At 41.8% G+C, this 14,469-nt stretch carries 13 protein-coding genes; all 13 read left to right on the top strand.

What is annotated here, in order from left to right; all coding sequences use genetic code 11:
• Window positions 1-27: 27 nt before the first annotated feature.
• Complete coding sequence (locus ACTHPA_RS08505) at window positions 28-1,878, top strand: SLC13 family permease (RefSeq protein ID WP_440499742.1); 1,851 nt, start codon at window positions 28-30, stop codon at window positions 1,876-1,878.
• 74 nt (window positions 1,879-1,952) lie between these two features.
• A complete protein-coding gene (locus ACTHPA_RS08500) occupies window positions 1,953-2,366 on the top strand; it encodes a VOC family protein (protein WP_440499741.1) in 414 nt (137 codons plus the stop codon).
• Between the two features lie 4 nt (window positions 2,367-2,370).
• Window positions 2,371-2,664, top strand: a complete 294-nt coding sequence (locus ACTHPA_RS08495; protein WP_440499740.1) for a hypothetical protein — start codon at window positions 2,371-2,373, stop codon at window positions 2,662-2,664.
• A gap of 74 nt (window positions 2,665-2,738) precedes the next feature.
• Window positions 2,739-3,851 carry a mandelate racemase/muconate lactonizing enzyme family protein gene (locus ACTHPA_RS08490; RefSeq protein WP_440499739.1) on the top strand — a complete coding sequence of 371 codons (1,113 nt, stop codon included), beginning with the start codon at window positions 2,739-2,741 and terminating at the stop codon, window positions 3,849-3,851.
• Window positions 3,848-4,534: an N-acetyltransferase family protein gene (locus tag ACTHPA_RS08485; protein ID WP_440499738.1), complete on the top strand. Its 687-nt coding sequence runs from the start codon at window positions 3,848-3,850 to the stop codon at window positions 4,532-4,534. Before ACTHPA_RS08490 ends, ACTHPA_RS08485 begins: the two co-directional genes overlap by 4 nt.
• Window positions 4,535-4,727: 193 nt before the next feature.
• A complete protein-coding gene (locus tag ACTHPA_RS08480) occupies window positions 4,728-6,416 on the top strand; it encodes a methyl-accepting chemotaxis protein (RefSeq protein ID WP_440499737.1) in 1,689 nt (562 codons plus the stop codon).
• Between the two features lie 150 nt (window positions 6,417-6,566).
• The gene (locus ACTHPA_RS08475) at window positions 6,567-7,283 is read left to right on the top strand and encodes a ferredoxin--NADP reductase (RefSeq protein WP_440499736.1); all 717 of its coding nucleotides are present in this window, start codon (window positions 6,567-6,569) and stop codon (window positions 7,281-7,283) included.
• A 202-nt stretch (window positions 7,284-7,485) separates the two neighbouring features.
• Window positions 7,486-9,720: an RNA polymerase recycling motor HelD gene (gene helD / locus ACTHPA_RS08470; protein WP_440499735.1), complete on the top strand. Its 2,235-nt coding sequence runs from the start codon at window positions 7,486-7,488 to the stop codon at window positions 9,718-9,720.
• A gap of 157 nt (window positions 9,721-9,877) precedes the next feature.
• On the top strand, window positions 9,878-10,444 hold the full coding sequence (locus ACTHPA_RS08465) for an RNA polymerase sigma factor (protein WP_440499734.1): 567 nt from the start codon (window positions 9,878-9,880) through the stop codon (window positions 10,442-10,444).
• Entirely contained in the window at window positions 10,431-11,183 is a 753-nt protein-coding gene (locus ACTHPA_RS08460) for a hypothetical protein (RefSeq protein WP_440499733.1), read from the top strand. Before ACTHPA_RS08465 ends, ACTHPA_RS08460 begins: the two co-directional genes overlap by 14 nt.
• Before the next feature lies 1 nt (window position 11,184).
• On the top strand, window positions 11,185-12,060 hold the full coding sequence (locus ACTHPA_RS08455; RefSeq protein ID WP_440499732.1) for an ABC transporter ATP-binding protein: 876 nt from the start codon (window positions 11,185-11,187) through the stop codon (window positions 12,058-12,060).
• Entirely contained in the window at window positions 12,060-13,310 is a 1,251-nt protein-coding gene (locus ACTHPA_RS08450) for a hypothetical protein (RefSeq protein WP_440499731.1), read from the top strand. The genes ACTHPA_RS08455 and ACTHPA_RS08450 overlap by 1 nt, the downstream gene beginning before the upstream one ends.
• 12 nt (window positions 13,311-13,322) lie before the next feature.
• On the top strand, window positions 13,323-14,453 hold the full coding sequence (locus ACTHPA_RS08445) for a hypothetical protein (RefSeq protein ID WP_440499730.1): 1,131 nt from the start codon (window positions 13,323-13,325) through the stop codon (window positions 14,451-14,453).
• Window positions 14,454-14,469: the final 16 nt, after the last annotated feature.

The raw sequence follows: 14,469 nt of genomic DNA, 5'->3' as shown, positions 1-14,469 counted from the left end.
TTGTAATGATATGAAGAAAGGAACGAGGTGCCTGTGCAACTCACGCTTACATTCATCATTTTAGGAATTACGGTCGTTTTATTCATGACGAATAAAATACGCGCGGATCTCGTCGCGATTCTCGCCTTGCTCGCTTTCGTTCTGACGGGTATCTTAACGCCCGTAGAAGCGTTATCCGGTTTCTCCAACTCAGTCGTCATTATGATTGCTGCCCTATTTGTAATAGGAGCCGGTATTTTGCGGACTGGGCTAGCACAAATGGCCGGTACATTATTATTGCGGTATTCAGGTGATAGTGAGGAACGGCTGTTCATTCTCCTCTTGGTCATTGTCGCTTCAGTGGGCGCATTCATGAGCAATACAGGAACAGTCGCCCTTATGCTGCCAATTGTCATTAGTATTGCCATCAGTATTAACAGCAGCCCGTCAAAGTATTTGATTCCGCTTTCCTATATGGCAAGCTTCTCAGGATTGCTCACGCTTATTGCATCACCGCCCAATTTGATCATCAGTCAAATGCTTGTTGATAATGGGTATGAGAAACTTGGCTTTTTTCAAATCACCCCAATCGGTGTCATCGGGGTTATCATCGGCCTCATTTATTTGTATTCGATCCGAAATTCATTGCTGCCGAAAGGGAAGAAGGCGTCCAATTCCAATCAGGCTCAAAAGCTATCGACGAAGCAATTGGCGGCTGACTATAAGCTTGGAGGAAACTTGTATGTAGTAAAAATTCCAGAAGGGTCTGAAATGATTGGGAAGCGGCTCGCTCAATTGAAGATCCCTGCGACGTATAAGTTATGTATTTTAAAAATAAGTAGGAAATCGAAGGAAGGTCTGAATTTATTGCCGATGACCTATCAAGAGATGGCGGGGCCAAACAGCATTATTCAGCCGAAGGACCGACTTTACGTGCAAGGATCGGCCGATAATGTGGAACAATTCATCGAAGATTACGGGCTGGCGATGGAACGAGGTACGTCTGAGACGGATGAGCTCGTTTCGAAGCAGCTCGGCATCGCGGAAGTGCTGCTTACTCCGCATTCAAAGTTAATAAATGAGACGCTCCGAACAATCAACTTCCGCGAAAAGTACAATTTGAATATTCTAGGCATCAACCGTCAAGGTGAGTATGTCGTGAAAGATATGTCGAAGCAAAAACTCCGGTTTGGAGATGCCCTTCTCGTTCAAGGATCTTGGGATTCGATCGAATTGCTTTCACGTGAAACGAATAACGTTGTCGTCATCGGCCAGCCGAAGGAACATGCAAGCATGGCGGCTGCGAGCGGGAAGGCGTCGATCGCGGGTGCCATTATGATTTTAATGGTTCTGCTCATGGTGTTTGAAGTGTTTCCGGCAGTCATTTCTGTATTGATTGGCGCTACACTAATGATTTTAACAGGTTGCGTACGGAATATGGATGACGCATACGGGCAAATCAACTGGGAAAGTATCATCCTTATCGGAGCTATGCTTCCGATGGCAACCGCGCTTGAAAATACAGGCGGAATGGTGTTGCTTTCAGAAGGAATCATCCAATTGCTCGGCGGACTCGGACCATTGGGCGTGCTAGGGGGAATCTTCCTATTGACAATGACTTTTGGTCAATTCATTAGTAATACCGCGACAGCTGTCTTGTTTGCGCCGATTGGATTAAGCGCTGCCCTCAGCATTGGCGTCAGTCCTTATCCGTTTCTCATTGCAGTCGCGGTCGGGGCAAGCATGGCATTCTCAACTCCAGTCGCCTCACCGACGAATGCGCTCGTCATGACTGCTGGCGGCTACCAATTCAAAGACTTTGTAAAAATTGGCGTGCCGCTTCAATTCATCATGCTTGTCGTTATGATGATCGCTATTCCGATATTGTTTCCATTTTGATTCATTATCGATTTGCAAGAGGGCTTGTACATGGTAAACTGAATTGAATGAATATTAGGGAAGGGGTAATGGCAATGGCAGTAGAAGTCTATTTGAATTTCAATGGAAATTGCAGGCAAGCGGTCGAGTATTATGCGGAGGTCTTCAATACGGAGAAACCTGAAATTATGACATTTGGTGAGACTCCACAACATCCTGATTATCAACTGCCTGAAGAAGCTAAAAACTTGGTTATGCATACAAGGTTGAATATTAATGGAAGCAGAGTCATGTTCTCTGATACTTTTCCAGGTTCTCCTTTTATCGAAGGAAACAATGTCAGCCTTGCCTTTGTCAGCAATGATGTCGAGCTAATCAAAAATGCCTTTGATAAGTTAAAGCAAGACGGAACTGTAGTGATGGATCTTCAGGAAACGTTTTGGAGCAAAAGCTACGGCTCGTTGAAAGACCAATTTGGCATCGAATGGCAGTTCAGCCACGAAGAATGAATAATTGAAAGTAAAACGGCGGGAGATTGCTTCCTGCCGTTTTTGTTTAAAGCAAGCCGTCGCGCGTCCAAAATCGTTCACTCCACGTCCAAAGGAAGCCGTCGCGCGTCCAAAATCGTTCACTCCACGTCCAAAGGAAGCCGTCGCGCGTCCAAAGTCATTCACTCTTCGTCCAAAGCAAGTCGTCGCGCGTCCAAAGTCAGCTACTCCACGTCCAAAGGAAGCCGTCGCGCGTCCAAAGTCAATCACTCTTCGTCCAAAGCAAGTCGTCACGCGTCCAAAGCAAACCCCTGCCTAGTCCATTCTTTCATCGAAATCCTGACAATGATACAATAATAAAAAACAATTGCCATTGTGAAAGGAAGACACATCTTGAAAATTAAAGAAATCGAAATATATGCAATCAACCTGCCTTTACATGAACCGTTCATTATAAGCTACGCAAGATACGACACAATGCCTTCCATCATCGTCAAACTGACAACAGATAATGATATTGTCGGATATGGCGAGTCAGTGGCAGATGAGCATGTCACAGGGGAAAGTTGGGAAAGTACATATGCTGTCCTCAAAAATACGCTTGCGCCGAAGCTCATCGGCATGAATCCTGCCCATATGGAAAAGATTCACGAGCGTATGGACGCGGAAATTTATGGTGTGCCTGCAGCGAAAGCCGCAATTGATATAGCTTGCTACGACGCTGTCGGAAAAGCGTTAGGTGTTCCTGTCTATGATTTGTTAGGCGGGAGGTACCATGATGAATTCCCAATCACACACGTACTGAGCATCGGTACACCGGAACATATGGCCAAAGAAGCGGAACAGCGCGTCCAAGAAGGATATCGTTCGTTAAAAATGAAAGTCGGCACCGATGTACTGGAAGATGTGAAACGAATTCAAGCTGTCCGCGAACAGGTTGGTGAGTCAATCGCCATCCGCATTGATGTAAATCAAGGATGGGTAAACAGCTCGGCGACGTTGCAAGCGTTACGAAAACTTGAAAATTGTTCGCTCGATTGGTTGGAACAGCCGGTGAAAGCGGATGATATCGACGCAATGGTGGAGATAAAAACGAAAACGTCCGTGCCTATCATGATTGATGAAGGCTTGCGCGGAAATCGTGAAATGAGGGAAATCATCGCTAAACGTGCCGCAGATAAAGTGAACATTAAATTGATGAAATGCGGCGGTATTTATCCGGCAATGAAACTTGCCCATATGGCTGAAATGGCGGGAATCGAATGTCAAGTCGGCTCAATGGTTGAATCGTCAGTCGGTTCAGCAGCTGGATTCCACGTTGCCTTTTCTAAAAAAATCATGACAAGCGTCGAATTGACTGGGCCATTGAAGTTCAGCGAAGATATCGGAAACTTGAAATATGACGTTCCTTTCATTCGTTTGACTGAAAAGCCGGGTCTGGGTGTAGATGTTGATGATGCTGTCTTGGAAAAACTGACTGTCTTTTCGGAGAAGGTGGTTGGATGAAGAAAGAAATAATCTTACGAAATGGCCAACAGGTGACGATTAGAGAATTGGCTCTGAGCGACCTTCCGGTAATTAAGGAATTGCAGGAAAGAGTGATTGCTTCCTTGGAAGTCACTTCTTTTTTGCAACCTTTGTCCGACGAGGAATTCCGTTACATATTGAACGGCAATGGCTCAATGATCGGGGCTATGCATGATGACCGTCTCGTCGCGTTCAGAGCGATGCTCGAACCGGAAATTGACGAACATCATTTAGGGAGAGATGCTGGCTTGCCGGAGTCTGAACTGCCTTTCGCATTGTATTCGGAAGTGACAAATGTGGACCCGGATTATAGAGGGAACAGCCTCCAGCAAATTCTTGGCGAACTTCTTATAAAGCAAGTTGACAGAGATCGTCATCGATATGTATTCGCCACTGTAGCCCCTTTCAATATTGCAAGCTTAAAAGATAAGTTTGCATTACATATGCACATAATTAAATTAGAAAAGAAATATGGAAATCTACTTAGATATACATTGATGAAAAAGCTTTGTGAAGATAGTAAAACAGGTTCACTCACTGTCAAGGTGGATATGTCCGATGTGATGAAGCAGCAGTATTTATTGAATGACGGATGGATAGGCATCGGCTTGGAAAAAGACGAATTATCGTGGAAAGTGAAATTCCGAAAAAAAAATAATTGAAGTGAAACCGTACAGAGTGGAATGGCTCGGTACGGTTTTTTTAGTTAAAAAAGACTATTATTATCATCATGTTCATTATAAATTAATATGTCAGGGTACTTCCGACTGATTTTTACATTCTATCTACCTATGTCTATACGAGTAAAAGATAGTAGTTTATAATATGGAAGGCTACTATTATAGGAGGAAAACAATGAGATATTCAGTAAGTAAAAAGTTGTGGACAGGTTTTTTATTACTATTAGTTTTGATGGTCATTTCAGGTGTTTTAAATTATTTGACCATTCCAGACATTGCGGGGAAGTATAGGTCGCTTATTGATGACCAGATGGAAAAAGTTATCTTATTAGAACAGCTATCAACCAATCAAAAAGAGCTTTCAAATGATTTGCGGGGCTATTTACTTTATAAAGAAACAAAATACTTGAAGAATCGCAAGGAACTGCTTGAAACAACTGATGAAATAGTGAATGAAATTGAATCTTCACTTCACACAGAAGAAAGCATTACGTTGCTCAATGAATTAAAAATCGCATCTGAACAATATAATAATCTCTCTGAAAAAGCAATTGCCGCTTTTAATAACGCCAAGGATGATGAAGCGCTAATGTATGCCGAAGAAGCGGAGCCCTATCAGTCACTTATAATAAATAAGGCGGATAAATTGATTTCTCGCCAACACGAGCAGATGGTTGATGTTGAAAAAATGATTGATAAAAGATTAAAATCAACTGGCATTTTCATTATCGGCCTTCTTGGATTAGTAGCAATTCTAAGTATGATCATTGCGTATATTATTAGTAAAAGTATCACAAAGCCAGTTACAAAGATGACAGTCGCTTTAAAGCAACTGGCACAAGGAAATTTAGCTTTAGAGCCTTTACATATTAAAAATCGTGATGAAATAGGTGAAATGGCAACAGCTTTCAATGAGATGAAGTCTGATTTACGCAGTGCCATTATGAGCAGTAGGGATACATCACATCAATTGGCGGCCCAAGCGGAGCAATTAACAGCAAGTTCCGAAGAAAGCCTTGCTGCTTCCGAAATGGTAGCTGAAATCGCCGAAAAGAATTTGCTTGCAAGTGATATGCAAGTTAACCTTGTCAACGATTCTTCTCAAGCGATGGCTGAAATGACAAATGGTATAAATCAAATTACAAATAACAATGAATCGATGCTTGCATCTTCAGATGAAGTGTCCCGCCTTGTGGGAGAAGGCGCGAATCTTATGAAAGATGTAACAGATCAGATGTCCAGCATATCAGCATCAATCCGAAACTCTGCAAGTATCATTACCGACTTGTCCGTCCATTCGGAAAATATCCGAAATGTAACAGGTCTTATTACAGGAATTGCCGAGCAAACGAATTTACTAGCGCTGAATGCTGCGATTGAAGCGGCACGAGCTGGAGAACAAGGCAAAGGCTTCGCTGTTGTCGCGAATGAAGTCCGAAACCTTGCCGAGCAATCGAAGGATTCTGCCGAAGAAATCGGACGGATGATTGAAGCAGTTATTCAAAACGTTTCAAGGGCTGTTGAAAGTGCAGAAGCCGGAAACGACCGTGTGCGAGACGGAGTTAATATCACAGAGCAGGCTCATGCGGTGTTCGATCGAATTGAAATGGCGTCTCAGGATGTCAGCGACAAAGTCCAAACAGTTTCTACCGCTATCGAACATATCCGCACGATGAGCGAGCAAGTGATGGAAAGCTCGAAAAAAGTGCAAGAACTAGCAATTCAATCGTCTGCCGAGGCTCAGTCCACGAGTGCGGCAACAGAAGAACAACTAGCTTCCAACCAAGAAATCGCTTCAAGTGCACAAACACTTTCCGGAGTAGCAGAAAAACTGCAAAACGATATGGGACGTTTTACAGTGTGATAAAATCTCCACGCCAAACAAAAGGCGTGGAGATTTTTTATTTCATGAATGTGCTGCTCTCTTATCAAATGATTGAAATTGATAATCATTATCACTTGCTGTATAGTGGATAGTAAGAATACGAAAAATTGAAAAAGGGGAATAGATAATATGCAAATCTATTGGACAAAAATAAAAGAGATAATTGAAGAAGCGCCTGAGGTTAAAACGTACTTGCTAGACTGTCCGGATGGCCTTACATGGGAAGAAGGTTCCCACATCCACTTGGCACTGGAAGGCTTTAATGCTGGGGATAAACCAAACCGCAGCTTGATCCGTCACATGTCCATCTCTACGCTGCCGCATGAAAACTCGATCGGCATAACAACACGCATTAAAGAGCAGTGTTCTGAATTTAAATCGACGTTAAGAAATCATAAAATTGGAGATGAAGTTGCCATATTTAAAATCCATTCGAATGTTCCGCTAAAAAGAGAAGACAAAAATGTGTACCTCCTCTCTTCAGGAGTCGGATTGGCAACTTTTAGACCGCTTGTACTCGATTATTTCGACCGTGCTGATAACGTCAATCAAATCCATTCCCTGAACATTGATTCAACAAAAGATTTCTTGTTCCCTGATGTGTTTGCACCTGCAGCTGATAAGAAGTTCACTGTCCAGTTCGTTGATAATCGTAAAGATTATTATGAAGAAGTGAAAAATCTTGCTGCAGACAAGGAAGGCCTCTTCTATATTGTCGGCAGCGACGAATTTCTCGTGCAGAATATCGAAGTGCTACGTGAGCAAGGCATTAAACCGGATCAAATTATGCTCGACAAGCGTGAACAGCAACGGACCGAGTTTTTCCCTGTTGAATTGTCTATGTAAGAACATTTGTATAGAACTGGTATGTCCCCGTTTTTCAAAACGGGGCTTTTTTTAATTAACGTGAAGTATGATTATAATGATTCTGAATAAATCATATTGCCTAAAACATTCCATAATGGTACAATCAATTTCTGTTTCATTTTAACCCCAACATCTCACCTAGAAGAGCAGGACGCAAAATACGCAAAACGGAGGACTGTCTATGCAGAAACATCCCGATTTTGAGTTCGAATTGCAGCGCCTTGACTACACGAAGCACTATATGCAAAAGCTCTTGGAAGAGTCGATGCGTGATGTGCAATCCTCGCAAGATGAAATCCGACATGCGATGGCCGACTTGGACTATTTGGATTCTAGTTTAAGCTACATCAATATTTTGACGAACACCCGATTTTTTGAAATGGCCCGTTCCCAGAAGGAAGGGCTCGAAGCGATTCAGCAAAAGCCTTATTTCGCTCGCATTCATTTCCAGACTGAAGGGGAAAAGGATGAATTCCTCTATATTGGAAAAACATCCGTCTTTCATCAGGAAACCCAAGAACCAATCATCGTCGATTGGCGGTCGCCTGTCGCAAATGTTTACTATGATGGAAGATTAGGAGACTTGACGTATAAAGTGCGGGATGAAGAAATTAGTGGACATCTTTTTTCGAAACGGCAGTACAAAATCGAAGAAGGAGAATTGCTGGACGTCCTTGATATTGATTTAACGACGAATGATGAACTGCTTCAGGAAGCACTATCAGGGAAAGCAGATGTCCGTTTAACGGAAATTGTTTCAACCATCCAAGCAGAGCAAAACGAAATCATTAGGGCAAATCTGAAACAGCCGATCATCGTTCAAGGCGCTGCGGGCAGTGGGAAGACGACGATCGCCCTTCACCGGATCTCCTATTTCCTTTATACGATGGGCACCGATTTCCCTTCAGAGAAGCTGATGATTTTGGCACCTAGCCGATTGTTCATGGAATATATCGGAGAAGTGCTGCCAGAGTTGGGAGTCGGGCGAATATGCCAAACGACATTCGCCGAGTATGTACTTGACGCTACAGGTCTGAAGTTGAAATTAACTGACCCGAATAAAAAGCTGGAGCTGTTGACCGCAGCTGCATCGGTAGATGAAGAACAACTTTTCATTGCCCGCATGAAAGGAACGCTTCACTATCGTGAAATCATGCAAAGGTATGTTAATAAGCTGGAACAAGAAACAGCAGCCCTCTTTGAAGATGTCTATATTGAAAAATACCGAATTATGCGCGCAAGCCGTTTGAAGAAGTTATTCCTAGAAGACTTCAAATATATGCCTCTTGAAAAAAGGATCGAACGTATTAAGCTCATTATGCAGAGTGAAGTGAACCGAAAGCGAAAACAGCTGTATAAGCTCTTATCCGACAAATATGAAGAAGCGCTCGATAAAGCGTTGTATGGTATACGTGATGATGTGAAGCGGAAGGCACGTATTACAAGGGTTATGGATGAGCGTGACGAACGGCTTCCTTCTATTGAAAAGGAAGGGAAGAAAACCGTTTCCACTTACATGAAGAGATTTAATAAGTTTAATATTAAAAAACTGTACAGGGATTGGTTAACAAAACCTCAATTACATAAAGAACTGGCATGCCACTGGTCCGATTCGGAAAGGGATGCTTTTTTTGCCGCGCACGTTAGTGATGCATGGGAGACGGAAGACCTGGCAGCTCTCTATTTTCTCCACGCCAAGTTGAAAGGTGTGACGGATAAATGGAAAATGCGAGTCGTCTTCATTGATGAAGTGCAAGACTACAGCGAATTCCAGCTGGCAGCACTGCAAGACGGATTAGAAACGGATATGTTCACGATGGTCGGGGACATGGCACAAGGAATCCATAGTTACAGGGCATTGACATCATGGGAACCTGTGAAGGAAATGTTCCCGCGGGCCACGTATACAACATTGCAAAAAAGCTACCGGACGACAATCGAAATTATGCAGTTGGCAAACAAGGTTCTGGAGCAGATGGAAGAGGATCTTCCGCTTGTCGAACCGGTTGTCCGCCACGGAAGAGAGCCGGAGTTTTACGAAATGCAAACACTCGATGCTTCAAAGGTGAATGAAATTCATGAAGCGATTAAAAGCAGGGGACATCGATCGATCGCTTTAATTTGTAAAACAAGGAAAGAGGCGGGGGCTATTTATAAGCAACTTGAAAAAGCCGGCTTACCTGTCCAATTGTTAGGCGAGGACTCCGACATAAACGGCGACTGCTTGTTAATCGTGCCAAGCCATTTATCAAAAGGCCTTGAATTCGACGCCGTCATCATCGCCGCGTTCGATGAACCATTCCGCGACCATCCGATCGATCGGAAGCTTTTGTACGTAGCGATGACAAGACCAATGCATGAATTGCACTTGCTATCCGACTCATTGCTACCATTGATAAGGCCGAAAAAAGCATAACCAGCTCACGCATAAATCGAACGAAAAGCTCATAAATGAGTGAAAGGATTCTCCACGAGGGAATCCTTTTTTTATTCTCATAAAAACTTAAAACCTTTTCCAAAGAAAATACGAATATACTTATAGGCAAAGATATCGGAAAGCATGTGATCAATGAATGGATAACGACCTACGCTGGATCAAACAGATAAAGAAGAATGCCAGTGAGTCTGCGGCAAATAATCTAGTCTCAAAATATTATAAGGAAATGTATGCTTTTCATTACAAGCAGACGCTCGATCCGGATCTGTCCTTAGATGTAACGCAAGAGTTATTCATCACTGTCTTGCAATCTATTCATGCATACGACCCGAAAAAAGCATCGTTCAGGACGTGGCTATACAGAATAGCCTCTAACCGAATAGTCGATTATTTCCGCTCTAAGCACTATCGATATGCACAATTTACGCAGCCAATTGAAGACATTCATCAGGAAGTTGAAGATGAATACAATTTGGAAATCGAGATTGAACACAAAGAACAATTCGAATTTGTTAATGCAGTGGTGAATCGACTTGATGCACATTCTCAACAAGTTATTCGTCTCAAGCTATTTGGCGGCTATACGTTAAAGGAGATTGCGGCCATTGAAGCCATCCCCTTATCAACTGTCAAAACGAGATACTACGTAGCACTGAAGTGGATCCGTAAAGAAATGGAGGCGGCGAACATTGAAGAGAGATAAATTACATATCCCGATACCAGATGACAGCACCATTGAAAGGCAGATCAGTCAAATTGTCTTTCAAGGCTTAGTGAAGAAGGAAACGTTCATTTCCTATTTGCAATCAATGGTTCAACAAGTCGGATGGCGGCATCTGTTATCTGACCGATTGGAGCTGAGCTTCATTGCAATGATTGCCATCGGATTATACAGCCTATTTCTCATCATGCCAATTCATGGTGATGTACAAAATCTGTATGCCTATATTTTCCTTTTATCACCAATTCTGTTCCTTGCCTTTTCAATCTATACGTACATGAATAAAACACAAAATGCCACCTATGACGTGGAAATGGCTTGTAAATACAACGTCTATCAAGTCATTGCCTTCCGGATGCTGGCGTTTAGCGTTTCGACAATGATTCTGAATACGCTTGCGATTGCTCTCATTGTCATGAAATATGAAGAAATTCACTTCTTACGAGCATTCATGATTTCCGGTACATCACTATTCCTGTTCTCCATCATTCTTTCGATCGCCCTCATGAACCGGAGGACAAAAGGAATTGTCATCGTGACGATTACTGTATGGCTACTCGGAAACAACATCTTGAGATCAGTCAATAACGAGTATTACAATGGCATGCTCCTCCATATTCCAGTATTCATTTACGCAGTCGTTCTAATTGGTTGTCTGATCTTGTATATGAACTACTTAAAAAAACTAATCATTTTCAAACAGACGGAAGGGGTATTTTAATATGTTAGTCGTGAAAGATGTGAGCAAGCGTTATGGGGATTTTACCGCATTGCAAAATATCAATTTGGAATTCAACACAGGTCTATATGGATTGCTTGCTCCGAATGGTGCGGGGAAAACGACGCTAATCAAAATGTTGGCGACTTTGATTACGCCGAGCGAAGGGGAAATCCATTATAACGGGAAAAACATCCTCGAGATGGACGAGAATTATCGTGAACTGTTAGGATATTTGCCACAGCAATTCGGCTATTACAAAAATTATTCGCCAAAGCAATATATGTTATATTTAGCGGCATTGAAAGGAATCGGCAAAAAAGAGGCACTCAAAAAAATCGAGGAGCTGATGGAAAAAGTCGCTTTGGGTGATGTAGTGAATAAAAAAATGAAGAAATTTTCGGGTGGAATGATACAACGCGTCGGCATTGCACAAGCATTGCTGAACGACCCGGAAATCCTGATTTTGGACGAGCCGACAGCTGGCCTTGATCCGAAAGAAAGGGCGCGATTCCGTCATTTACTCACTGAACTTGCTCGTGACAGACTCGTTATTATATCTACCCATATCGTATCGGATATAGAATCGATTGCGAATGAAATTATAATGATCAAAAACAAACAGTTGTATTATAAGGATTCTGTTGAGGATATTTGTTCAACTTTGAAAGGCAATGTGTTTGAAACAACCGTTGATTTTGAACTGATGGATGTATTCCGGAAGAAATATGTCCTTCTTACCGAGAAGCAAGAGTATGGCAAGATGATTGTCCGGTTCATTCATAAAGGCGTGCCCGAGCCTGAATGGAAGCCAGTGGCGCCACAGCTGGAGGATGTTTTCCTTTACGAATACCGTGATGAAATCGAAGGGGAAGTATGATGCGAATTATCTTCCATGAATGTAAGAAGGCACTGTCATCGCCTATATTGATTGCACTGCTCATCGTATTTTCTGCTTTTAATCTATTTATCATCATAAGTTCGTCCGACCATAAAGAAGAATTGAAGATGACGAATGAAATCATTGCTCAATACGGCATGGATATTACAGACACTTCATTGAATCAATTCGAAAAGGATATCCAACTTGATCTCGTAAAGTTAATGGATATCACGGGACAGCAATTCAGCAGCATTTATGATTTTTTGGACGGATTGCGATTTGAGGATCAAGAGAAGTATAGCGAAGAACAATGGGAGTTTTTTCACCAGCTGCAACTGAAAGAAATGTATTTGAACATGGCAAATTCAATAGATGATAGCTATGAAGAAATTGACATACGAAAATTTGCCGAAATAGAGATTGAGCGGTACGGCCTTAGTGGCAAAGCTGCCGAAATATTTCTGAATGAAAACAAGCAGTTCTCTGAACGATTCGAGGAAATGGTGAACAACGGGGAACATAAGCAATGGTTTTTCGCGGGAAAAGCATATTTCATGCATACCTTTCTTTTTAAGACGGTCTTTCTGCATATCATTATCGAATCTCTTCTATTAATTGCCTTGACGACAGCAATGATTACGACGTTTGAGTTTGAAAACAAGACGCATTTAGTTGCATTCACCACGAAACGCGGCAGAGAGCTGATGAAGAACAAGCTTCTGGCTTCTTTGGCAATGGCTGCATCTATTGCAGTCTTCCTATTCTCGCTAACACTTGGAACGTTTTTCACTGTTTTTGATTACACGCATGTATGGCAAACATCCATCAGCAGCGCATTCAACTGGGAATATAATTTTCCGTATGTAGCTTGGTGGGATCTAACCGTAGGGACCTTTTTAATCGGTGTGATTGTACTTGTTTTCATCTCGCTACTGCTATTTTCAGGTTTGACATTTGCATGTTCAGTTGCGGTGAAAAACAGCTACATTACTTTCTTTTTGGTCACAGCATTATTCGTCCTTGTATGGCTATTACCAAGCTTTATTCCAAAGTCTTCAATCTTGTTATTCGTCTCTGCGTATACATTGCCGACTATACTCTTGGCAGTTACATCTTCGTTCATGGGAAGCAGCGGATTGATCCTATTTCAAAACTTCGAATGGATGACCATAAGCTGTTGGATGATGATTACGATTGCAGTTTGTTATATGTCGTATAAACGTTTCAGTAAGATTGATATTTCATGAGGAGGTGCAGCAATGATAATTTTATGGAATGAATTGAAGAAAATTTTCACGTGGAAAACGATGCTATTGTTGTTGTTTATCAATAGCGTGCTATATTTTTTATTGATTGAATTTGATATCAAGCATTTCCCGAACGGCAGCGCGGTTTATTCGTATAACATCGGAGTTGAAATGGTAGAGAAATATGGTGTGACGATGGATGAAAATGAGTTTACTGACTTTAGTAACATGTACGCGGAAAAAGTGGAAGAAACAAATCGATATTTGGAAACTAGAGAGGATTTTATTGCAGAGGGGATAGATACATATGAAAAATTCCAAGCATATGATTGGGATAATGCATCCCAAGAAGCGCGCAATCTTCGAGATGATGTTGTTTTCTATAATAAAATAGATCTCTTTTGGGAGTTGCAAGAGTTTGAAAGGTTGATGGAATTTTATAACCATAGAGAAGATATTCCTGATATGCTTTCTGATAGCCAGAGAGCCCGTTATGAAGAATTGATTGTAAAAGAGAAATTCGACATATATCCTGAATTGGTAATTACTAATTTTCAGGACTTCATTGTCAATGTCGGTGTTGCTATTCTGTTCAGCGTTGTGTTAGTTACTTCGCCAACTATTTTGAGGGACCGTTCAAGAGGGCTGCTTCCGTTGCAGTACACGTCCAAAAAGGGAAGGAATCTTTTCAAGACGAAACTCTTGGCCGGATATATCGCCACATTCACTATTGTTACTGGTTTGTTGGCTGTCTATTTCGTCTTGTATTCGTCGAATGATACATCTATGTTTTTTAATGTGCGTGTCAACACTTTTATTGGCAATCAATCTTGGTACGATCCGACATTCTTTCAATTTATCATGCTTTGTATTGCTGCAATTTACTTGATCGGATTTATATTCGTCACTCTTTCCATGAGTTTTTCAAATGTAGTTCCAAATTTGGTGTCCTTAATCGGCATTCAAATCCCGTTCATTGTAGGATTCCTTATATTCGGACTGAATCGTTTATTACCGTATATGATTCTTATCTGGAATCCCGAATGGCTAGCCGTTATATCTTACGGCAGCATGATTATTGTAAGCTTCATTATTATTTATTGTCTTGTGAAGCGAGAGGGAAAGATGGATGTTTTGATATAAAAAAACACCTTTTTAT

Origin of the sequence: Sporosarcina sp. SAFN-015, assembly GCF_051966875.1 — a bacterium.
GTDB lineage: Bacteria > Bacillota > Bacilli > Bacillales_A > Planococcaceae > Sporosarcina.
This window is presented reverse-complemented; position numbering and strand designations above follow the sequence as displayed.